This window comes from Mycobacterium sp. SMC-8, assembly GCF_025263565.1.
Taxonomy (GTDB): Bacteria; Actinomycetota; Actinomycetes; order Mycobacteriales; family Mycobacteriaceae; genus Mycobacterium.
In genome coordinates, this window is sequence record NZ_CP079865.1 from 256,778 (window position 1) to 277,154 (window position 20,377).

The 20,377-nt window shown below is 69.9% G+C and carries 22 protein-coding genes and 1 tRNA gene; 11 read left to right on the plus strand and 12 right to left on the minus strand.

Annotated elements, in window-relative coordinates; all coding sequences use genetic code 11:
- Positions 1-1,239 (plus strand): aminodeoxychorismate synthase component I, encoded by a 1,239-nt coding sequence (locus tag KXD97_RS01355; protein ID WP_260755101.1) that lies wholly within the window; start codon positions 1-3, stop codon positions 1,237-1,239.
- Here the strand turns inward: KXD97_RS01355 and rsmI are convergent.
- Entirely contained in the window at positions 1,222-2,058 is an 837-nt protein-coding gene (rsmI, locus tag KXD97_RS01360) for a 16S rRNA (cytidine(1402)-2'-O)-methyltransferase (RefSeq protein WP_260755102.1), read from the minus strand. The two genes, KXD97_RS01355 and rsmI, sit on opposite strands and share 18 nt — an antisense overlap.
- Positions 2,059-2,211: 153 nt before the next feature.
- Here rsmI and KXD97_RS01365 point away from each other — a divergent pair, with 153 nt between their 5' ends.
- A complete protein-coding gene (locus KXD97_RS01365) occupies positions 2,212-3,660 on the plus strand; it encodes a dolichyl-phosphate-mannose--protein mannosyltransferase (RefSeq protein WP_260758264.1) in 1,449 nt (482 codons plus the stop codon).
- A 78-nt stretch (positions 3,661-3,738) separates the two neighbouring features.
- Here the strand turns inward: KXD97_RS01365 and arcA are convergent, their stop codons facing one another.
- Positions 3,739-4,947, minus strand: coding sequence for an arginine deiminase (arcA, locus tag KXD97_RS01370; protein ID WP_260755103.1), 1,209 nt, complete (start codon positions 4,945-4,947; stop codon positions 3,739-3,741).
- Between the two features lie 46 nt (positions 4,948-4,993).
- Between arcA and soxR the strand changes: the two genes are divergently transcribed.
- Together soxR and KXD97_RS01380 are read left to right on the plus strand one after the other, a co-directional pair.
- On the plus strand, positions 4,994-5,428 hold the full coding sequence (gene soxR, locus KXD97_RS01375) for a redox-sensitive transcriptional activator SoxR (protein ID WP_260755104.1): 435 nt from the start codon (positions 4,994-4,996) through the stop codon (positions 5,426-5,428).
- A gap of 59 nt (positions 5,429-5,487) precedes the next feature.
- Entirely contained in the window at positions 5,488-6,096 is a 609-nt protein-coding gene (locus tag KXD97_RS01380) for an alpha-ketoglutarate-dependent dioxygenase AlkB (protein WP_260755105.1), read from the plus strand.
- Between the two features lie 7 nt (positions 6,097-6,103).
- On the opposite strand, the gene KXD97_RS01385 is transcribed toward KXD97_RS01380, so the two are convergent.
- From KXD97_RS01385 to KXD97_RS01395, 3 genes are all read right to left on the minus strand, one after another.
- The gene (locus tag KXD97_RS01385) at positions 6,104-6,775 is read right to left on the minus strand and encodes a DUF5642 family protein (protein WP_260755106.1); all 672 of its coding nucleotides are present in this window, start codon (positions 6,773-6,775) and stop codon (positions 6,104-6,106) included.
- 28 nt (positions 6,776-6,803) lie between these two features.
- On the minus strand, positions 6,804-7,460 hold the full coding sequence (locus KXD97_RS01390; protein WP_260755107.1) for a DUF5642 family protein: 657 nt from the start codon (positions 7,458-7,460) through the stop codon (positions 6,804-6,806).
- A gap of 137 nt (positions 7,461-7,597) precedes the next feature.
- Positions 7,598-8,977 (minus strand): PE-PPE domain-containing protein, encoded by a 1,380-nt coding sequence (locus KXD97_RS01395; protein ID WP_260755108.1) that lies wholly within the window; start codon positions 8,975-8,977, stop codon positions 7,598-7,600.
- 266 nt (positions 8,978-9,243) lie between these two features.
- Between KXD97_RS01395 and KXD97_RS01400 the strand changes: the two genes are divergently transcribed.
- Entirely contained in the window at positions 9,244-9,942 is a 699-nt protein-coding gene (locus KXD97_RS01400) for an LpqN/LpqT family lipoprotein (RefSeq protein WP_260755109.1), read from the plus strand.
- A 6-nt stretch (positions 9,943-9,948) separates the two neighbouring features.
- Here the strand turns inward: KXD97_RS01400 and KXD97_RS01405 are convergent, their stop codons facing one another.
- Both KXD97_RS01405 and KXD97_RS01410 read right to left on the minus strand, forming a co-directional pair.
- Positions 9,949-10,773: a shikimate 5-dehydrogenase gene (locus KXD97_RS01405; protein WP_260755110.1), complete on the minus strand. Its 825-nt coding sequence runs from the start codon at positions 10,771-10,773 to the stop codon at positions 9,949-9,951.
- The gene (locus KXD97_RS01410) at positions 10,770-11,768 is read right to left on the minus strand and encodes a GNAT family N-acetyltransferase (protein WP_260755111.1); all 999 of its coding nucleotides are present in this window, start codon (positions 11,766-11,768) and stop codon (positions 10,770-10,772) included. The genes KXD97_RS01405 and KXD97_RS01410 overlap by 4 nt, the downstream gene beginning before the upstream one ends.
- Positions 11,769-11,929: 161 nt before the next feature.
- Here KXD97_RS01410 and KXD97_RS01415 point away from each other — a divergent pair, with 161 nt between their 5' ends.
- Genes KXD97_RS01415 through KXD97_RS01440 form a run of 6 tightly spaced genes read left to right on the plus strand, consistent with a single transcriptional unit; the run spans position 11,930 to position 15,752 of the window.
- Positions 11,930-13,015 (plus strand): diguanylate cyclase, encoded by a 1,086-nt coding sequence (locus KXD97_RS01415; RefSeq protein ID WP_260755112.1) that lies wholly within the window; start codon positions 11,930-11,932, stop codon positions 13,013-13,015.
- Between the two features lie 23 nt (positions 13,016-13,038).
- Complete coding sequence (locus KXD97_RS01420; protein WP_260755113.1) at positions 13,039-13,464, plus strand: cupin domain-containing protein; 426 nt, start codon at positions 13,039-13,041, stop codon at positions 13,462-13,464.
- A gap of 18 nt (positions 13,465-13,482) precedes the next feature.
- Positions 13,483-13,863 carry a carboxymuconolactone decarboxylase family protein gene (locus KXD97_RS01425; RefSeq protein WP_260755114.1) on the plus strand — a complete coding sequence of 127 codons (381 nt, stop codon included), beginning with the start codon at positions 13,483-13,485 and terminating at the stop codon, positions 13,861-13,863.
- A 6-nt stretch (positions 13,864-13,869) separates the two neighbouring features.
- Positions 13,870-14,748, plus strand: coding sequence for an NAD(P)-dependent oxidoreductase (locus KXD97_RS01430; RefSeq protein WP_260755115.1), 879 nt, complete (start codon positions 13,870-13,872; stop codon positions 14,746-14,748).
- Between the two features lie 48 nt (positions 14,749-14,796).
- A complete protein-coding gene (locus KXD97_RS01435) occupies positions 14,797-15,291 on the plus strand; it encodes a MarR family winged helix-turn-helix transcriptional regulator (protein ID WP_260755116.1) in 495 nt (164 codons plus the stop codon).
- 26 nt (positions 15,292-15,317) lie between these two features.
- Positions 15,318-15,752 (plus strand): DUF5313 domain-containing protein, encoded by a 435-nt coding sequence (locus KXD97_RS01440; protein ID WP_260755117.1) that lies wholly within the window; start codon positions 15,318-15,320, stop codon positions 15,750-15,752.
- A 226-nt stretch (positions 15,753-15,978) separates the two neighbouring features.
- Here KXD97_RS01440 and KXD97_RS01445 read toward each other — a convergent pair.
- The 5 genes from KXD97_RS01445 to KXD97_RS01465 all read right to left on the minus strand — a co-directional run bounded on the left by KXD97_RS01445 (position 15,979) and on the right by KXD97_RS01465 (position 20,337).
- Positions 15,979-16,051, minus strand: a tRNA-Ala gene (locus KXD97_RS01445).
- Positions 16,052-16,105: 54 nt separating this feature from the next.
- Positions 16,106-17,170, minus strand: coding sequence for a gephyrin-like molybdotransferase receptor GlpR (glpR, locus tag KXD97_RS01450; RefSeq protein ID WP_260755118.1), 1,065 nt, complete (start codon positions 17,168-17,170; stop codon positions 16,106-16,108).
- A 213-nt stretch (positions 17,171-17,383) separates the two neighbouring features.
- Positions 17,384-18,037, minus strand: coding sequence for a GNAT family N-acetyltransferase (locus KXD97_RS01455; RefSeq protein WP_260755119.1), 654 nt, complete (start codon positions 18,035-18,037; stop codon positions 17,384-17,386).
- A gap of 19 nt (positions 18,038-18,056) precedes the next feature.
- A complete protein-coding gene (glp, locus tag KXD97_RS01460) occupies positions 18,057-19,343 on the minus strand; it encodes a gephyrin-like molybdotransferase Glp (RefSeq protein WP_260755120.1) in 1,287 nt (428 codons plus the stop codon).
- A gap of 70 nt (positions 19,344-19,413) precedes the next feature.
- Positions 19,414-20,337, minus strand: a complete 924-nt coding sequence (locus tag KXD97_RS01465) for a UTP--glucose-1-phosphate uridylyltransferase (protein WP_260755121.1) — start codon at positions 20,335-20,337, stop codon at positions 19,414-19,416.
- Positions 20,338-20,377 lie beyond the last annotated feature (40 nt).

Consider the following 20,377-nt stretch of genomic DNA (forward strand, 5'->3'; position numbering starts at 1 on the left):
GTGCGCATCGAGCGACTCGGCGATCTGGGCAGTGCCCCCGCGGTGCTGCGCGCGCTCGCGGCCGCGGCGGCACAGCGCGGCCTGCCCCCGCCGGCTGCGCTGACCGGAGACTGGTTCGGCTCCCGCGCGGTGATCGCGCCGTCGCTGCACGCCGGCGCGGTCGCGCCGCAAACCGTTTTCGACGTCGTCCCCGGCGACCGGCGGGACGGCCCGGTGGGCGGCGGCTGGTTCGGCTACCTGTCCTACCCCGATCCGGGTGCCGACGGGCTGGGCCCGCGGATCCCGGAGGCCGCAGGCGGTTGGTCGGACGCGGTGCTGCGGTGCGACCGCGACGGGCTGTGGTGGCATGAGAACCTTACCGGCGCAACTCTTCCCGGCTGGGTCGAGGAAGCCCTGCGGTCGGCTCCGGCCGAGCGGGACGCGGTGATCACCTGGAGTGAGGCCGATCGGGACGCGCACCGGCGCGGGGTGCTGGACTGCCTGGAGGCGATCGCGGCCGGCGAGGTGTACCAGGCGTGCGTGTGCACACAGTTCGCCGGCACCCTCCACGGCGCACCGGCCGACTTCTTCGCCAAGGTCGCCGCGCGCACGGCGCCGGCCCGCGCCGCGTTCGTCGCCGGGGACTGGGGTGCGGTGGCGTCGCTGTCGCCGGAGCTGTTCCTGCGCCGCCGCGGCGAAGCGGTGACGTCGAGCCCGATCAAGGGCACGCTGCCCGACACCGCCGACCCGGCGGTGCTGCGGGCGTCGGTCAAGGACGTCGCGGAGAACATCATGATCGTCGACCTGGTCCGCAATGATCTGGGCCGGGTCGCCCGCACGGGTTCGGTGTCGGTGCCCGAACTGCTGGCGGTCCGGCCGGCTCCCGGCGTGTGGCATCTGGTCTCGACGGTGTCGGCCCGGGTGCCCACCGACCTGCCGATGGCCGACCTGCTGGAAGCGACGTTCCCGCCGGCGTCGGTCACCGGCACCCCGAAGACCCGGGCCCGGCGGCTGCTGACCGGATGGGAGCCGTCACGACGCGGGATCTACTGCGGCACAATAGGTCTGGCTTCACCAGTGGCAGGCTGCGAGCTCAACGTCGCGATCCGCACGGTGGAGTTCGCCGCCGACGGCAGCGCGGTGCTCGGCGTCGGCGGAGGCATCACCGCCGACTCCGACCCCACCCGCGAGTGGGAGGAGTGTCTGCACAAGGCCGCCCCGATCATCGGCCGTGGCGCCGGCTCACTGGCGCGCGCGTAGCACCGCGTCGTAGAGCTCGCGCTTGGACGGGGCGCCCGGATTCGCGGCGACCACCTGCGCGCACGCGTCCTTCACGCGCATGCCGTCGTCGACCAGACGGTTCACCTCGACCACCAGCTCCGCCGGATCCGCCGACGGCGTCGCACCGGCCAGCACCACGGTGATCTCGCCCAGTACCCCGTCGGCGGCCCATTCGGCGAGCTCCCCGAGGGTGCCACGGACGACCTCCTCGTGCGTCTTGGTCAGTTCCCGGCACACCGCCGCGCGGCGTCGGGGGCCCAGCACCTCGACGGCGTCGCCGAGGGTCTCGGCAAGTCGGCGCGGTGACTCGAAGAACACGCAGGTGCGCGGCTCGGCGGCCAGCGACTGCAGCCAGGTGCGACGGGCGGTCTGTCGGCGCGGCGCGAAGCCCTCGAAACAGAACCGTTCCGACGGCAGGCCGGCGACGGCCAGCGCGGTGGTGACCGCCGACGGGCCGGGCAGGCATTGCACGGGCAGCTCGTTGTCCACACACGCCGCCACCAGCCGATAACCGGGGTCGCTGATCAACGGCATCCCCGCGTCACTGACCAGCAGCACGGTCGCACCGCCCTTGATGTCGTCGAGCAGCGCGGGCACCCGGGAGGCCTCGTTCTGGTCGTAGAGGCTGACGATCCGCCCGGCGGGCTTCACCTCCAGCGCCGTCGCCAGCGTGCGGACCCTGCGGGTGTCCTCGGCGGCGATCACATCGGCGCTGCGCAGCGCCCGCACCAGCCGCGCCGACGCATCCGAGGGCTGCCCCAGCGGCGTGGCGGCCACCAACAGTCGTCCGGCCGTCATGCCACACAGCCTACGATCGCAGGCGTGAGCGCCACCGCGGACGTGAGGAGCGAGAGCACCTTCGCCGACCAACTCCACAGAAGCGGTCGCTCGGTCCCGGTCATCAGCCCCGGCCCGGTGATCCCGGTCGCCGACTTCGGCCCGCTGGACCGGATGCGGGGCTGGGTGATGACCGCCGTGATCACCGCGCTCGCCGCGATCACCAGGTTTTTGAACCTCGGTTCCCCCACCGACGCGGGCACCCCGATCTTCGACGAGAAGCACTACGCGCCGCAGGCCTGGCAGATGCTGCACAACGGCGGGGTCGAGGACAATCCCGGCTACGGCCTGGTGGTGCATCCGCCCGTCGGCAAGCAGCTGATCGCGCTCGGCGAGGCGATCTTCGGCTACAACGGCCTGGGCTGGCGATTCACCGGCGCGGTGTGCGGGGTCATCCTGGTGCTGCTGGTGGTGCGCATCGCACGCCGGATCAGCCGATCCACCCTCGTCGGTGGGGTCGCCGGCCTGCTGCTGATCGCCGACGGCGTCAGCTTCGTCACCGCCCGGACCGCGCTGCTGGACGGCTTCCTGACGGTGTTCGTGGTCGCGGCGTTCGGCGCTCTGATCGTCGACCGTGACCAGGTGCGGGAACGGATGCATGTGGCGTTTCTGGAAGGCCGGATCGCCGAGACGGCGTGGGGGCCGCGTCTGGGGGTGCGGTGGTGGCGGTTCGGCGCCGGTGTGCTGCTCGGGCTGGCATGCGCGACGAAGTGGTCGGGCCTGTACTTCGTGATGTTCTTCGGCATCATGACCGTCGCGTTCGACGTCGCCGCCCGCAAGCAGTACCACGTGCCGCGGCCGTGGCTGGGCGCCTTCCGCCGCGACGTCGGTCCGGCACTGTACGCGCTGGTACTGATCCCGTTCGGGGTGTACCTGGCGTCCTACACGCCGTGGTTTGCCTCCGAGACCGCCGTGGACCGCTATCAGGTGGGACGCTCCCTCGGACCGGACAGTGCGCTGCCGGTCCCGGACGCCCTCCGGTCGCTGTGGCACTACACCTACGCGGCCTACCGCTTCCACTCCGGCCTGACCAATGCTGACGGCAACCACCACCCGTGGGAGTCCAAGCCGTGGGCCTGGCCGATGTCGCTGCGCCCGGTGCTGTACGCGATCGACACCGAGAACGTGTCGGGGTGCGGTGCGCAGTCGTGCGTCAAAGCGGTGATGCTGGTCGGCACGCCGGCGCTGTGGTTCCTCGCGGTGCCCGTGCTGGCCTGGGCGGTGTGGCGGTCGTTCGTGAAGCGGGACTGGCGGTATGCCGCGCTGCTGGTCGGCTACAGCGCCGGCTTCCTGCCCTGGTTCGCCGACATCGACCGGCAGATGTACTTCTTCTACGCCGCGACCATGGCGCCGTTCCTGGTGATGATCATCGCGATGATCCTCGGCGACATCCTGTACAAACCGGGGCAGAACGCCGAGCGGCGGACCCTGGGGCTGCTGGTGGTGTGCAGCTATGTGGCGCTGGTGATCACGAACTTCGCGTGGCTGTACCCGATCCTGACCGGGCTGCCGATCTCCCAGCAGACGTGGAACATGCAGATCTGGCTGCCGTCCTGGCGGTAGCCGCGTTCGCCTCGCGAAACCGCCACCACGGTAGTCAGCTGTCGCGATCCGCTACCGTGATGGCGGTTTCGCGAAGTGCTAGAGCGGGTCGCGGCCGGCCGGACACGACATGCAGCGCGGCCCGCCACGGCCGGTGCCGAGCTCCGAGGCCGCGATCGGCAGCACTTCGATGCCCGCATCCATAAGGCGCGCATTGGTTTCGGTGTTGCGCTCGTAGGCCACCACCACACCCGGCGCCAGTGCCAACGTGTTGTTGCCGTCGTCCCATTGCTCACGCTCGGCGGTGACGGGGTCCAGCCCGGTGTCGATCACCCGCAGCTTGCCGATCCCCATCGCGTGGGCCGCCGCGTCGACGAACGGTGCGGCACGGTCGATCTTCACCCCGCTGGACTCGCGCCGGATGGTGAACGCCGTCAACGAATCCTGGATGTTCGGGTACATCACCACGGCATCGGTGTCGACCATCGTGCACACCGTGTCCAGGTGCATCTGCGCGCGTTCCTGGGCGATGGGCACCGCCAGCACGGTGTGCGCGAGGTCGTCGTCGAACAGGCTGCGCGCCAACGCCTCCGCGCCCGCCGGCGTCGTCCGCTCCCCCACTCCAACGGCCACCACACCGGGCGCCAGCAGCAGCACGTCGCCTCCCTCGATCGGCGCCGACCGTGACTCATACGCCCGCCGCACCCCGAGGAATCGGGGGTGGTGGGCGTAGATCAGATCGGTCAGGGAGGTCTCGCGCGCCCTGGCGTGCATCGACAGCGATGTGATCGCCACCCGCGGGCCGATCCAGAACGACGAGTCGCGGGTGAACAGCAGATTCGGCAGCGGGTCGATGACGAAGTCCCCGCCGTGGTGCATGCGCCGCACCAGAGACAGCTCGTGCTCCCCGAACGGCAGTTCGTCGAACGTCATCCCGGCCATCAGCACCCGGGCCAGCGCGGCGGGCTCCAGGGTGCGCAGGTACGCCGAGAGTTCCTGGGCCAGCGGCACTCCGAGGCGGCGCGCATCGACCGCGGCGGAGATGCCGTGCATCCGGGCCGCGCCGCTCTTGGCCAGCGCCTCGGTCAGCAGGTCACCGAGCAGCAGCACCTCCACGCCGCGCGAGCGCAGCAGCTCGGCGAACGCGTCGTGCTCTTGCTGGGCCCTGGCCACCCACGGCAGCCCGTCGAAGAGCAGCGTGTCGTTGTTGCGGGGCGTCAGCCGCTGCAGTTCGGGCCCTGGCCGGTGCAGGATCACAACCCGCAGCGTGCCGACTTCCGAGTTGCACCCGAGCGCGGCTTCAGTCACGTCTAGCACCGTAACCCGGATCGCCACCTCAACTAGGGTTGAGGTCATGGAGCGGCCCCACGAACTCACGCCGGGCGAGATGTCGGTGCGCAGCGGGGTGTCGGTGTCGGCGTTGCATTTCTACGAACGCGCTGGGCTCATCACCAGCCGTCGCACCGGCGGGAACCAGCGCCGCTACTCGCGCGACACACTGCGCCGGGTCGCGTTCATCCGGATGTCGCAGCGACTCGGCATCCCGCTGGCCCGGATCCGGGAAGCGCTGGCCACCCTGCCGTCGGACCGGGTGCCCACCAGCAAGGACTGGGCCAGGCTCTCGGCGGGGTGGCGGCAGGATCTCGATCAGCGCATCCTGCATCTGCAACGGCTGCGCGACAATCTCGCGGGCTGCATCGGCTGCGGGTGCTTGAGCCTCAAGGTGTGCGCGCTGGCCAATCCCGGCGACATGCTCGCCGAGGAGGGCCCGGGCGCAGCCCGGCTCTGAGGGTTCCGGTTCCCGATGTTCACACCGTCTTCGAACGGGTGTGCGATAGAGTGCAGGGTATGGAGCCGGCTGTGCAAAGCTCTCTGTTCGACCCCTCCGACCGCCGCGACCTCGGCGGCGGCGCGTGGCTGGAGGTGCGGTCCGGGTGGCTGTTCCAGGATGGTTCAGCCGACGACACGCTGTTCAGGGAGCTGCGTGATCAGATCCCGTGGCGTGCCGAGCGGCGCCAGATGTACGACCGGGTGCTCGACGTGCCGCGCCTGGTGAGCTCCCATAACCTGCTCGACGACCCCGTACCGCATCCGCGCCTGAAGCAGCTGCGCCGCCGCCTCAACGACGCGTACGCCGGGGAGCTCGGCGAGCCGTTCGTCACCGCCGGCCTCTGCCTTTACCGCGACGGCAACGACAGCGTCGCCTGGCATGGCGACAACATCGGCCGCAGCAGTACCGACGACACCATGGTCGCCATCGTAGGTCTGGGCGCGACAAGGGTTTTCGCGTTGCGCCCGCGCGGCGGCGGACCGTCGCTGCGGCTCCGTCACTGCCACGGCGACCTGTTGGTGATGGGCGGCTCGTGCCAGCGCACCTGGGAACACGCCGTGCCGAAGACCGCGCGGCCCACCGGTCCGCGCATCAGCATCCAGTTCCGCCCCCACGACGTCCGGTGACGACGGCTCAGCCCCTGACCAGCCCGACCGTCTGCGCGACGAGGTCGCGGGCGCGCTGGGTGTCCACCCGGGCCACCGGCTTGTCGGCGACCACCAGCGGGTTGGCGGTCACGATCACGATGAACGTCCCGAAATGGGCGACGTAGTTGTACAGCTCGCCGGTGCGCGGCCCCTGCGCCGTCGTCGTCTGCAGCACCCGGTGGGTGCCGACGGTGTGCACACCGTCGATCTGCGGGGCCTCCACGACCTCGACGAGGCCGCGCATCCCCGGCCCGTTGAAGCTCACCTTGCGGCACTGGTCGGCGGGGGTGTTGGCGGAAACGGGCTCGGAGGTCTCGACGGCGATCACGATGTAGCGCACACCGTCACCCTCGGCGGTGGTGGCCGCCATGTTGCCTTTGACGCCGTCAGGGATGGCCTGCTCGTCGGCGGCCTGCCCGCAGTCGGCCGGATCGAAGGTCAGCCCGGGCGGCAGCTTCTGCGCGGTCAGGTACTGCGGGTCGATGGCCGCCGGACCCACCGAGTGGACCGTGAACGACGCCGGGAAGTCGGCTTTCAGGTCCGAGACCCGGGCGATGTCGGCGTTGGAGTGATCCTCGGACTGCGCGGCCCCGCACGCGGTTGCCAGCGCCGCGCACATCACCGCGGCGGCCGCCCGGAGGCTCGGAGGGTTTGACATCGCCGCCAATGTACCCGGGCAGCCCGGCTCAACCGCGCAGCGCCGACACCGTTTCGGCGAGCAGTCCGGATGCGAAATCACGACTGAGCACGGGGTGCGGCGACCCGGGGTCTGTGAGCACCGCGACGAAACAGATGTGGTCACCCAGGTAGGCGACGAAGGTCTCGGCATGCGTGCGGGTCTCGGTGCCGCCCTCGACGACGGTGGTGGCGGCACTGCTCATCCCGACGGTCCTGGCGGCGGGGATGTCCGGACCCGGCACGCCGGTCACCACACCCGTCGTGTGCCCCGACGCCACCGTCCACTGCGAGCAGCCCTCGTCGGGCGGCGCAGCAGGCGCCGCGTCGGCGGTGCCGGCGACCAGCGCGTAGACGATCCCGCCAGGGCCGGAGGCCGACCATCCCCGCGCGGTGACCGGATCGACCGCAGGCGCACCCAGCACCGCGCAGTGTCCGGGATCGACGGTGGGTGTGTCGCGCAGGCCCCACACGGCGAACGGCGACGGCGGCCCGGTGTAGGCGGTCACCTCGTAGTCCTCGGGCAGGCGGTCGCGGGCGCGGTCGATGCGCGCCGGGTTGACTGTGTGATCGACCGCCGGCGACGGGGCGGGCGCCGGTACCGGTTCCGGCGGCGCCGCGCAGGCGGCACCGGCCAGCGCCAGCGCGAAGAGGGCGAACAGCCTCACGGGCTGTTGATACCACGCCGGACCGGGCGGGCACGGGTGCGACGCTCAGGCCGCGTCGGCGGTGTCCCGGTCCGACGGCACATCGGAGGTGTCCCGGTCCGACGGTACGTCTGAGGTGTCCTCGCGCTCGGCGGGTGTCACCGGATGCCGCTCTTCGGCTTCTGGCGACGTCGGGTCGACGTGCTGCGCCGATTCTTCGTCGGGTTCCGCGAGTTCGACCTCTTCGTCGGGTTCAGCGAGCTCGGCCTCTTCGTCGGGTTCTGCGAGCTCGATCTCGGTTCGGGCCGGGGGCTCCGTGCCGCCGCCTGCGGGTTCCTCGTCCCCGCCGCCATGTTCGCTTTTCCCGACGCAAGACCGGACTCCCGTTGCGCCGCATCGTTTCTGATTTCCGGCGAGGCGCCGGCCGGTAGGTCCGGACCGCCGACACCGAAGGTGCCCGGTTCGGTGGTGCGCAGCACGCGCCCGAGTCCCAGTCCTTGGGTGAAGTTGTCGACGGCCACCGGGATCGACGCGACGAGCCTGCCCGCCAACCCGATCACGCTCGTGACCGGCCGCCAGCTCATGAGTCTCGGCACGCCCGGGCCGATGTGACGGTCGTAGGCATCCTCGATGAGCACGCGCAGCGGCGCGTCGATCGCCTTGAGGATCGGCCGGGGCACGAACGGCGCGAACGGCTGGAGCAACGGCACGAGGTCGGTCTCGACGAGGTAATAGTCGGTGTCGCCCTCATGACCTTGGAACCGGGCCTGCCTGAGCGGCACGTCCACGGTCTCGCCGTGCAGCAGGCCGTATCCGAGCAACGCGTTCACCGTGGCGAGCAGGTTGAGCGGACGCACCGGGAAGTCCCCACCGAGCCCGTCGTACTGGCGCACCAGGTCGACGGTCGGGAACACCGGGCCGCCGCCGGCCAGCCTGGGCCCGTCGGTCGGTGACGCGCCGGGGAACGGGATCCGCAGGACAGGGATGGTCGGCCAGCGATGCAGTCGCATCAGCACGCCGCCGTTGGGCCGCATCGGATTCGCCACCAACATGAACGACATACCGGGATCGCCCGGTTCGTAGTCCCGGATGAGGTCGCGTTTGGCCAGCGAGGCGATCACGGCGCTCTGCGAGTAGCCGAACACACTCAGCGTGTCGCCGGCCTGCGGCGCACCGGTACCGACTCCGGGCGTCACCGCCGGGTCGGCGTTGAACACGCACTCCGCACCCGCCCGTACGCAGCGGTGCAGGTTCGCCAGGCCCTCGGCGACCGACGTCTCGAACGTCAACCGCCCAATCGGGAAGAAGTCCTCCGGGGTGACGACGGCCACGGCGTTGGTCACCGGGCCCGACGACCCCGCGAACGCCGGATCAAGGTGCCGGGTCACCGCGTTGTCGAGGTAGTCGGTGACGAACCGCGGGCCGTCCCGGGGTGCGGCCAGCGGATGGAAGGTGCCACCCATGATCAGCGCGGTGGTGTTCGCGGTCAGGGTCAGCGCGACCCCGGGCAACGCCCACGACACCGGCAGCGCCGCCACGCTAGCGAGCACTAAAAAGAGCGCCGCAATCGGGCGAATGACAAGCCCCATGTCCCGACCCCTCAACCATCGCGCCGATACAGGCAACATGTACCACCACCCGAACGGCCGCGGACGATTTCGGCAAACACCGTCGGGGAGCTGCCAGCAAATTCATCAGGCTTGACCTCGAAATCCATCTCTCCAGCTCGATATGCTGCGCTGCGATCCGGCCTTCGTCGCGCACCGACCGTGTCGACCCACGGGGCCGGCGAACAGGAGACGACATGACCAACGCAATGCGGGCCGGCGTCACCGCGATCGCGGCCGTCGCACTCGGGATCGGGCTGGCCGCCTGCAGCTCGGACAACTCCGGCGAGGAGTCCGGCACCGAAGCGTCCGCGACGACGTCCGAGAGCGCCGCTCCCGACCAGGCGTCTCCATCGCCGACGCCGGCCGCGGGCCCGGGCAAGACACTGGCGCAGTACATCGAGGAGAGCGGCCTGACTGAAACGCCGGTGCTGCGCGGCGATCCGGGCGCACCGACGATCACCCTCCCGCTGCCCGCCGGCTGGGAGGCGGCAGGACCCCGGGCGCCCCAGGGCGCCTACGACGCGATCATCTACACCGCGGACCCGACGGCGACCACCCCTCCGACGATCGTCGCGTTCGTCTCCAAGCTCACCGGCGAGGCGGACCCGGCCAAGGTGATCGAGTACGCCCCCAACGAGACCCGCAACCTTCCCGGTTTCCAGGGCGCGGACAAGGGTGAGCCGAGCAATCTCGGCGGGTTCGACGCCACCCAGATCGGCGGCTTCTACACCAAGGACGGCATCAACCACATGGTGGCGCAGAAGACCGTCGTGATTCCCGGCCAGGACGGGCTGTTCGTGCTGAAGCTGACCGCGGACGGCACCGAGGATCTGGCGTATCCGTTGATGGAAGCCACCGCGGCCATCGACGAGCAGACCACGATCACCCCCTGACCCGGCTCAGGCGCGCGACAGCTCCGAGGCCTCGGCGATCTGTTCTGGGCTGGGCCGCACACCGGTGTAGCGCTCGAACTGTTCGGCGGCCTGCAGTGCGATCACCTGTGCGCCGGTGATCACCGGCACGCCGGCCGCCCGCGCGGCCCTGATCAAGGGCGTCTCCGACGGCAGGGCCACCACGTCGAACACCGTGGTGGCTTCGGCGATCGCGGCCTCACCGAACGCGATTTCGTGTTCCTCGGGCGCCCCGGCCATCCCGATCGGGGTGACATTGACCAGGATCGGCGCGGTGACGTCGGTGACGTGTGTGTAGCCGAGCCGGTCGGCCAGTACGCGCCCGCTGTCGGGGTTGCGCGCGACCACGAAGCCCGTGCCGAACCCGGCCCCGACGAAGGCCGCGCCGACTGCCTTGGCCATGCCGCCGCTGCCGCGGATCACCACCGGATCGTCGGGGTCGAGGCCGTGCTCGGCGATGAGTTGTTGCACCGCAAGGTAATCGGTGTTGGACGCGGTGAGCCGGCCACCCGGCACCGCGGTGTCGTTGACGATGGTGTTCACCGACTCGATGGCCTGTGCCGACGGCTCGACCTCGTCGACCAGCGCGAGCACGTCCTCCTTGAACGGCATGGACACCGAGCAGCCGCGGATGCCGAGCGCGCGCACCCCGCCGATCGCCGCTGCGATGTCGGTGGTGGTGAAGGCCTTGTAGAGGAAGTCGAGGCCGAGCACGTCGTAGAGGTGGTTGTGGAACCGGGTGCCGATGTTGCTGGGACGTCCCGCCAGCGAGATGCACACCGTCGTGTCCTTGCTCAGCGGCGGCCGGGTCATCCGGCGGCTCGGATCACCTGGCGCGCCATCTGGCGGATCTGAGTCACCAGTTCCCGTCCGAGGGGCAACTCCTCGACCGGCGGCACCGCGATCTCGGTGACCACGACGTTGAGATCGTCGCGGCGCCACGCCGCGCCGTAGCGGTCCAGAATCGAGCGCATCGCGTAGTTGTCGCTGAGCACGCGGGCGGTGAACCGCTGCACCCCGTCATACCGCGCCGCCACCGAGATCGCACTCATCATGAACGTCCCGATCCCTCTGCCCTGATACGCGTCGCCGACGATGAAGGCGACCTCCGCCTCGTCGGGGCGGTGCACGTCGCGGACGAACCGGACGTCGGCGACGACCGGGCCGTCGAAGCCCTCGGTCAGCACGAACACGAAGTGGTCCCGGTAGTCCACCGCGAACAGATAGGTCAGCAGCGACTTCGTCGGCGATCGCATCGACTGGAAGCGCCGGTACAGGGTCTCGGTCGAGAACTCGACCGGCCCGTTGGCGGTGCGCTCGACGTCACCCGGCAGCACGGGTCGCAGATGCAGGACGGTGCCGTCACGCATCGTGACCGGGATCGGGGTGATGAACGCGGCGATCCGCTGACGCGCGGTGCGCACCAAGCGGTCGACCATGCCCGGGATCTCGAGCATGGTGGCGAATGCCTCGCGGCCGCCGACCCAGCCGGTCAGCGGTTCGGTGGCCACCACCGTCGCCGTGCGCGGCGCGTCCCGCAGCAATGCGATCTCGCCGACGATCAGGCCGGGGTCGACCTCGACGAAGGTGTCATGGCCGTCGTCGCCGGCGTGGGTGACCTCGGCCCGACCGCTACCGATCAGCAGGAACGACACCGCCAGCTCACCCTGCTGCATCAGCACCTGACCCGCCGCCGCGGCGAGCGGGCGCAGCTGCGCGGCCAGCGGCACCAACGCCTCCACCGGGACACCGTCGAAGACGGTCAGCGCGGCCAGGTCATCGGCTCGCACGGTGGTCAGGCCGGACACAGACTCGAGGCTACGGGCGTGCGGGAATGTCCGGCAAGGAGGCGGCAAGACCGTCAGCAAACGCCCGTTTGTGAGTTGCATCGCGTTCGAGCGGTTCCGTCCCCCCGCCGGCGAACACGCTGTTGGATGGCTGTGAAGTCAACGGCAACGAAACGGTGTTGATGCAAAGGGATCAGCGGCGCGCTGGTCACTACGAGTGGTTCAGTGGCTACCTCGAGGCGCGCGGGGGGGCGCGCACGGTGCGCTTGTTGGTGGCCGGCACCGCACTGTCGATGTCGGGAGCGTTGCTCGTTCTGCTGCGCGGCGCGGGCGGACCGGACGGAACGGTCGAACGCGCGATGATGCTGCTCGCCGTCGGCGGCGGTGTGGCGGGTACGGCACTGTGGCTGTGGCGCTGGCCGACCCGGCTGCAGTCGGCCGCGTTCGTCGTGGTCACGTCGCTGTCGATCGCGCTGGCGTGTCTCGCTTATCCGGATCCGCTGGCGGGCCTACTCGGATGCATCGCGTTCAGCACGATCGGCGCGTTCGCCGCGTTCTTCCATTCGACGCGGTTGGTGCTGGGCATGGTCTTCATCGCCATCGCGGTGGCGTTCAGTCGAGCCGTCGAATTGGCCGAAGGCGGGCGGTTGGCGCTGGCCGCGGTTGATTTCGTCCTGGTGTTGCAGGCCAACATCACGATGCCCGTGGCCATCCACGCGCTGCTGCGGGCGTTGCGCGGGGACCTGGTCAACGCCGACCTCGACCCACTGACAGGGCTGTTGAACCGCCGCGCGTTCCACCGGCTCGTCCTCGGCATGTTCGACGGCCGGTCCGCTGACGCATATCTGTTGGTCGCACTGCTCGACCTCGACGACTTCAAGGGGCTGAACGACGCGCACGGGCATCTCGTCGGAGACCGAGCCCTGGTCGCCGTAGCTGACACGCTGCGGGCGACCGCGACACCGACGGCGGTGATCGCACGCAGCGGTGGGGAGGAGTTCCTGATCGCCGACGTGGTGTCATCGGCCGAGGCCGCCCAGCAATGCCAGCGGATCTGTGACGCCATCGCCGGACTGCACATCCCCGTCACCGTCACCGCCAGCCTCGGCACGGCCGTCGCCGCGCTCGACGGTGTGCGGCCCCGCGACCGCGACGGCGTCGTCGACCATCTCATCGCCGCCGCGGACATGGCGATGTACCGCGCAAAACGTAACGGCGGCAATCAATGTCATCACCACGGCGTCTGGGTGTCACCGGGTTCGGCCTGAGCGAACAAGAAAGTGAGGGAAATGTGCGTACTTTGATCACCGGAGTCGACGCCGAGGGCAGGTCGTGTGTCGTCAGCGACGGCGAGCTGACGCTGGACCGCCTGGCACCGGGCTTCGCGATGGGTGTCCCCTACGAGACGACGGCGACTCCACCGCCGGCGCGCCCCGAGGGCACCGCCCCGCTGATCGACCAGGGCATCGCGCCCGGCCTGATCCGCTGGATGGTCGTGGACCTGGGCCCCGACTCCGAGACGCCGATGCACCACACCGACACGATCGATTTGGAGACGGTGCTCTCCGGCACCGTCGAGCTGGTGCTCGACGACGGCGCGCACCGGCTTGAACAGGGCGATCTGGTGGTGCTGGCCGGCGTGGACCACGCGTGGCGGGCCGGGCCGCAGGGCTGCCGGCTCAGCGCGGTACTCATCGGAACCCCGCCGCCCGCCTGACAACCGAACGGAGACGACATGGACCGGGACACCTACGAGAAGGGCCGGCATATCCGTACCGAGGTTCTCGGCGCGGACTACGTGAACCGCGCCGCAGCCAACGCAGACGAGTTCTCGCAGCCGCTGCAGGATCTGGTCACCGAATACTGCTGGGGCGCGGTGTGGGGGCGTGACGGCTTGGCGCTCAAGACCCGAAGCATGCTCAACCTGGCGATGATCGCGGTGCTCAACCGGCCGCAGGAACTCGCCACCCACATCAGGGGCGCGCTGAGCAACGGGGTCACCCGCGATGAGATCCGCGAGATCTTCCTGCAGGTCGGTGTGTACGCCGGGATCCCCGCCGCCGTCGACAGCTTCCGCGTGGCCAAGGCCACGTTCGCCGAACTCGAAGACGAGTAGCCGGCCGTGGACCTGGGATTCATCGGGTTGGGGAACATGGGGTTCCCGATCATGAGCCGGCTGGTCGCCGCCGGGCACGAGGTGGTGGTTTTCGACACCCGCCCGGAAGTGGTGGCGCGGGCGGTTCAGCTCGGCGGTGCGCCCGGCGCGTCGGTGCGTGAGGTGGCCGACCGGGCCGCCACGGTGCTGGCGAGTCTGCCCACCCCACAGGCGTCCAACGACGTCGTCGCCGAGGTGGCCCGCGGATCGGCGGTGCGCCGGCTGGTCGATCTGTCGACCGTGGGACAGCAAGCGGCTCAACGTAACCGGGAACTGCTCGCCGTACATGGCGTCGCGGCGCTGGACGGCCCGGTCAGCGGTGGGGTACATGGCGCGCAGGCCGGCACGCTGGCGGTGATGGTGTCGGGCCCGCGGGCCGAATTCGAGGCCCTGGAACCGGTTTTCGCAGTGATCGGCCGGGCCATCTTCGTGTCCGAAGGGCCCGGCGCGGCACAGACCATGAAGCTGATCAACAACCTGATGGCGGCGACCACGCTGGCCGCGACCGCCGAGGTGGTGGTGATGGGCGTCAAGGCGGGGCTGGACCCTCAGGTGATGATCGACGTGCTCAACGCCGGCTCGGGCGGCACCCACGCCAGCCGTGACAAGTTCCCCCGCGCGGTGCTCCCCCGCACGTTCGACTACGGCTTCGCCACCGGTCTGATGACCAAGGACGTGCTGCTCTATCTGGACGAGGCGCGGGCTCTGGAATCACCGGCGGTTCTCGCGGAGTCGGTGGCGCGGCTGTGGGAGCAGACCCAGGCCGAAGAGGGCGCAGCATCGGATTTCACATCGGTGGTCAAACCGATGGAGCGGATCGCCGGTGTGACGATCGGACCGACGTGACGCAGGCGATATTGCTAGCACGCTAACAGTTAGTGGACTATGTAACTTATGGCCGCGCCCGTCACCGAGGATCTCGACCCGCTCGCTCTCGAGCGGCAGGTCTGTTTCGCGCTGGCGGTGACCAACCGCGCCGTCCTGGCCGTGTACCGGCCACTGCTGGAACCGCTCGGGCTGACCCACCCGCAGTACCTGGTGATGCTGTCGTTGTGGGATCACCAGAAGCAGTCCGCGGCACAGCAGAGCGCACTGTCGGTCAAGCAGATCGCCAAGACGCTGCAGCTGGATTCGGCCACCCTGTCGCCGATGCTCAAGCGGTTGGAGGCGATGGGGTTGGTCACCCGTGCCCGCAACGCCGCCGATGAACGGACCACCGACATCGCGCTCACCCCGGCCGGTGCCGCACTGCGCGAGCGTGCGGTGGAGATCCCGGCGGCGGTCGTGGCGCGGCTCGGGGTCGACCTGGCCGAGCTGGAGCATCTGCACGACGTCCTGACCCGCATCAACTCAGCCGCCCAGGCCGCGGACGCGGTGGCGTCGTCCTGAATCCCGTCCCCCGAAGGAGACCGACAATGGCCCATGATGAGCCGCAAGGCACCGATAAACCCAATATCTGGCAGTACCTCACCTATTGCTATGGGCGCCGGCTGCCGAAATCGATGGACCGCTGGGTCGCCGAGGATCTGGCCGGCCAGGGCGCGATCCGCAGGCACATGATCCGCTACGCCATCCCCCCGCTGTTTGTCCTGGCCCCACTGTGGCTGCTGCCCGCGTCGGTCTACATGCGCATCGAGATGACGGTGCCGATCTACATCTGGGCGCTGCTGATGGGGCTGGCGTTGAACAAGGTGTGGCGCCGGCACCGCCTGGCCACCCACGGGCTCGACCCGAACCTGGTCGACGTGATCAAGCGCAAGAAGGACGCGCAGATGCACGAGGACTACGTCCGCCGGTTCGGCCCGCGGCCTGACGACGCCCAGGCGCACTCCAACAGCAGTCCGTTCTGAGGGGTTTTCCGTCGGCGACCCCGGGTACGCGGAGCGTCGGCAGTGGGGTCATCAAGCGGTGTGGTTGCGCCCGGCTCTCTGTGAGGCGGTCGCCTGGGTAACCACCGGTGTTGAGAGCCCAGCATGAGGGCTGGGTGGCCGCCGCGAAAATCAGTCTGCGGTGCGACAATCGGGGCGTAAACCAGAAATCCCCGGCCGATGGCCGGGGATTTTCCGTATCGATGTGTGGAGCTAAGGGGAATCGAACCCCTGACCTACTCGATGCGAACGAGTCGCGCTACCAACTGCGCCATAGCCCCTGGTGCCGGTACAGGTTATCAGCCACCGGTCACCGGCAGAAATCGGTAGGTCCTCTACTGCCCCGCTGCACGCGGCAGGTCGTAGTGTCGCGAGAACGGCGCGTAATCGAGGTGTTCGAACGCCGGGTCCTCGTCATCGATCTCCAGCACCGCGGCACCGGGCCTGCGCAGCCGGGCGGGGGTCACGTCGAACTCCGGGTCGCTGGTGTTCTCGACGCCGAGCCGCGACCTGGCCAGCCGCTGGGCGCGGCGCCGGCGCAACTGCTCCTCGATGCGGGTCTGACGGCGCAGGTAGGCCAGATAGAGCGCGGTGACCACGCCGACGGCGCCACAGACCCACCACATCGACGACGACCACGTGAACGCCGCGACGGCGCTGGTCAACAGCAGCACGCCCATCACCGCGATGGTGCGGGCACGGAACCGGTACTTGCGAGCCGACACCGCCGCGGCCGTGGTCGACTCCCGGCGCCGGCGCCGCGCCTCGCTCATCGAGTCCGCCATGCGCGGCTCGGTGTCCTCCGGCGCCTCGGACTCCCCGGCCGGCCGGCTCTTTGCCGCCGCCTCGGCCTGCACCGGCTCGTCGTCCTCGTACTCGTACTCGTCGTCGATCACCGAGTACACCCCGGTGTCCTCGGACGTGTCGCGTCCGGGGTCCTGCGACGCCGCATGAACCGGCTGCCCTTCCGGCTCCGCCGTGTGGTCCGCATCGGCGGTGTACTCGTCGGCCGCGACGGGGTCGGACTGCTGGTCTTCGGCCGACGGGGCCGCGAGCAGCGCGCCGGAGTCCTCGACGACGTCCACATCGAGGTAATCGGGTTCGGCGTCGGCCGCCTCCGCCTCGGCGGCGACCATCACCACCGCGGCGCCGGGTGCGCGGTCCTCGGCGTCGTCGGCGTCGTCCTCGGACGGCCGCCAATGCGGGTCGCTGCGGTGGCCGGCCGCGGGCCCGCGCCGACGCAGCCGCGCACTGGCACCGCTGTTGAGCACGCGGGTGGCCAGCGCGACGTCGCTGGTGCGGCGCACCGCATCGCGCTTGCTGATCAGCATCGGAACAAGCACGAAGAGCCAGAGCACAACGAGCGAGATCCAAAGAAGAGATTGGGGGATGCTTGGCATGGCGCCTGCTCCTTTCCCCATCAGGCTAGGTCTGTGACCAGCGCATCCGTGGGCGGCGCGCCGACACAATTACACACCTGTAATTCGCTGGAGACAAGCACCAATAGTCACATGTGTCACATCAGTAACACGCACCGGTTCGTGCGCAGGACTCAATTTCGCGTGACGACGCAAATGGAAACGGCCAAATTGCGCCGACTCACGGAACGGGGGTCAGGCCCACGAGGCGCGACCGGCCCGCACCAGCGCCGCGGCCACGCTGCCGTTCAACTCCTCGATCGTGAGCGCCACCAGCAGGTGATCGCGCCACGCCCCGTCGACGTCAAGATATCGCTTCAAGAGGCCTTCCTCGCGGAAACCGACCTTTGCCAGAACGGCCCGGCTCGCGCCGTTCTCCGGCCGCACGGTGGCCTCGACGCGATGCAGCGTCACCGGCCCGAAACAGTGGTCCAACCCCAGCGCCAGCGCCGCGGTGGCGACCCCTCCGCCGGTGAACTCACTGGCCACCCAGTAGCCGATCCACGCCGACCGCAGCGCGCCGTGGGTGACGTTGCCGATCGTCAGCTGCCCGGCGAACTGGCCGTCGAGTTCGATCGCGTACGGCAGCATGCGGCCTTTGCGGGCCTCCGAGCGCAGCCCCGAACACACCGAAGGCCACGACGAAACAGCATGGCGCAGTTCCCAATTCAGCTCCGCAGTAGGTTCCCACGGCTCGAGGTGTGCGCGGTCGGCCAGTCGGATCCTGCTCCACTGCGCGGCGTCGCGCAGTCGGACCGGGCGCAACCGGACCACCCCCGCAGGGACCCGCAGCGGGCCGACCGCCAGCGGCCAGCCGGGATGCTGCGACCGTGAACTCAAGAGGTTCATCACCGCCGCCATCTCGCGTTCACCCGCGTTGGGCCAGGAACGCGACGTCGACGATCTCCCCGGTACGGATCTGCTCGGCCTCGCTGGGAACGACGACCAGACAGTTTGCCTCCGCCAGCGTCGCAAGGAGGTGCGACGACGCCCCGGGCCCCCCGCCCAGCGCCTGCACCAGGTACTCACCGGTGTCCTGGTCGCGCATCAGCTGTCCACGCAGGAAGCCCTTGCGACCGGCGACCGACTCGATCGGCGACAAGGCCCGCGCCTGCACGATGCGTCGCATGGCCTGCCGCTTGCCGAGCGAGAGCCGGATCAGCGGGCGCACCATGACCTCGAACACGACGAGCGCACTGACGGGGTTGGCGGGCAGCAGGAACACCGGAACTCCGTCTGCGCCGAGCTGGCCGAACCCCTGGACCGAACCGGGGTGCATCGCGATGCGGGTGACCTCCATGTCGCCGAGTTCTGCGAGCACCGCCCGCACCCCCTCGGCGGCGGCGCCGCCGACCGCGCCGGCGATGACGACGACTTCAGACCGGCTGAGCTGACCCTCGACCACTTCGCGGAGTTTCTTGGGGTCGGCGGAGACGATGCCGACACGGTTCACCTCGGCGCCGGCATCGCGACCGGCGGCTGCCAACGCATAGGAGTTCACGTCGTAGACCTGGCCGTTACCGGGGGCGCGCGAGATGTCGACGAGTTCACCACCGACCGAGAGCACCGACAGCCGCGGCCGCGGATGCACCAGCACCCGCTCGCGACCGACTGCGGCGAGCAGACCCACCTGCGCGGCGCCGATGATCGTGCCCGCGCGCACCGCCACATCTCCGGGTTGCACGTCGTCGCCCGTGCGGCGCACGTAGGCCCCCGAGCGCACGCCGCGCAGCACCCGCACCCGGGACGCACCGCCGTCGGTCCAGCGCAGCGGCAGCACGGCGTCGGCGAGCGTGGGCATCGGCGCCCCGGTCTGCACGCGTGCCGCCTGCCTGGGCTGCAGCCGGCTGGGTGTGCGGGCGCCCGCCTCGATCAGCCCCATCACCGGCAGGCTGATCTCCCGCGGGCGGCTCTCATCGCGGTCGGCGTCACCGTCGGCGCTCTCCTCGGCAGGCGCGCCTCCGACACCGAGCACGTCGACACTGCGCACCGCGTAGCCGTCGATGGCGGCCTGATCGAACCCGGGCAGCGGACGCTCGGTGACGACCTCCTCGGCGCACATGAGACCCTGGGCTTCGGCGATCGCCACCCGCACCGGCCGCGGCGCCACCGCGGCAGCTGCTACCCGGGCTTGTTGCTCCTCCACCGAACGCACGGCACGCCTTTCTCACCTCGCATGGGCTGGCGCCGACCGATCGGTCGGCGGATGCGCTCGATCGCAGCCGCTACTGCTCGGACGTCGCCGGAGCGAGGCCCAGCCGCTCGACCAACCACCGGCGCAATTCAGGCCCGTAGTCGTCCCGCTCCAACGCAAAGTCAACCGCAGCCTTCAGGTAGCCCCCGGGATTTCCCAGGTCGTGTCGAGATCCGCGGTGGACGACCACGTGGACCGGATGACCCTCCTCGATCAGCAACGCGATGGCGTCGGTGAGCTGCAACTCGCCACCGGCGCCACGCGGAATGCGCCGTAGCGCGTCGAAGACGGCGCGGTCGAGCACATAGCGCCCGGCCGCGGCGAAAAGCGAAGGTGCGTCTTCGGACTTCGGCTTCTCGACCATCCCCTTGACCCGCAGCACGTTCGGGTTGGTGGCGTCCGGCACCTCCTCGACGTCGAAGACGCCGTAGGCGCTGATGTCCTCGCGATCCACCTCGATCGCGCACAGCACGGTGCCGCCGCGCTTGGCGCGCACCTTCGACATGGTCTCCAGCACACCGGTCGGCAGCACGAGGTCGTCGGGCAGCAGCACCGCGAGCGCGTCCTCGTCATCCGACAGGCTGGCCTCCACACAGCCGACGGCGTGGCCGAGACCGAGCGGTTCGGCCTGCACGACCGATTCAACCTTGATCAGGGCCGGGGCGCGCCGGACCTTTTCCAACATCGTCTTCTTGCCCCGCGCCTCCAGCGTGCCCTCGAGCACGAGGTCCTCGACGAAGTGCGCGACGACGCCGTCCTTGCCCTCGGAGGTGATGATGATCAGACGTTCGGCGCCGGCTTCGGCCGCCTCGGCGGCGACCAGTTCGATGCCCGGCGTGTCGACAACCGGCAGCAGCTCTTTCGGCACCGTCTTGGTCGCGGGAAGAAAACGCGTCCCCAGCCCCGCTGCGGGGACGACCGCGGTGCGCGGGATAGCAACTTCAGGCCGGTTCATCGTTCACACACTAACCTCTCTGAGTCGGTTGTTCCTTCCT

Bases quoted from the DNA above. Each gene is read 5' to 3' on its own strand.
- KXD97_RS01365 (WP_260758264.1), top strand. From the start codon at position 2,212: ATGCGGGGCTGGGTGATGACCGCCGTGATCACCGCGCTCGCCGCGATC.
- KXD97_RS01400 (WP_260755109.1), top strand. From the start codon at position 9,244: ATGACCAACGCAATGCGGGCCGGCGTCACCGCGATCGCGGCCGTCGCA.
- soxR (WP_260755104.1), top strand. From the start codon at position 4,994: ATGGAGCGGCCCCACGAACTCACGCCGGGCGAGATGTCGGTGCGCAGC.
- KXD97_RS01440 (WP_260755117.1), top strand. From the start codon at position 15,318: ATGGCCCATGATGAGCCGCAAGGCACCGATAAACCCAATATCTGGCAG.
- KXD97_RS01425 (WP_260755114.1), top strand. From the start codon at position 13,483: ATGGACCGGGACACCTACGAGAAGGGCCGGCATATCCGTACCGAGGTT.
- KXD97_RS01435 (WP_260755116.1), top strand. From the start codon at position 14,797: ATGGCCGCGCCCGTCACCGAGGATCTCGACCCGCTCGCTCTCGAGCGG.
- KXD97_RS01380 (WP_260755105.1), top strand. From the start codon at position 5,488: ATGGAGCCGGCTGTGCAAAGCTCTCTGTTCGACCCCTCCGACCGCCGC.
- KXD97_RS01385 (WP_260755106.1), bottom strand. From the start codon at position 6,775: ATGTCAAACCCTCCGAGCCTCCGGGCGGCCGCCGCGGTGATGTGCGCG.
- KXD97_RS01465 (WP_260755121.1), bottom strand. From the start codon at position 20,337: ATGAACCGGCCTGAAGTTGCTATCCCGCGCACCGCGGTCGTCCCCGCA.
- KXD97_RS01405 (WP_260755110.1), bottom strand. From the start codon at position 10,773: ATGACCCGGCCGCCGCTGAGCAAGGACACGACGGTGTGCATCTCGCTG.
- KXD97_RS01415 (WP_260755112.1), top strand. From the start codon at position 11,930: ATGCAAAGGGATCAGCGGCGCGCTGGTCACTACGAGTGGTTCAGTGGC.
- KXD97_RS01455 (WP_260755119.1), bottom strand. From the start codon at position 18,037: ATGAACCTCTTGAGTTCACGGTCGCAGCATCCCGGCTGGCCGCTGGCG.
- rsmI (WP_260755102.1), bottom strand. From the start codon at position 2,058: ATGACGGCCGGACGACTGTTGGTGGCCGCCACGCCGCTGGGGCAGCCC.
- glpR (WP_260755118.1), bottom strand. From the start codon at position 17,170: ATGCCAAGCATCCCCCAATCTCTTCTTTGGATCTCGCTCGTTGTGCTC.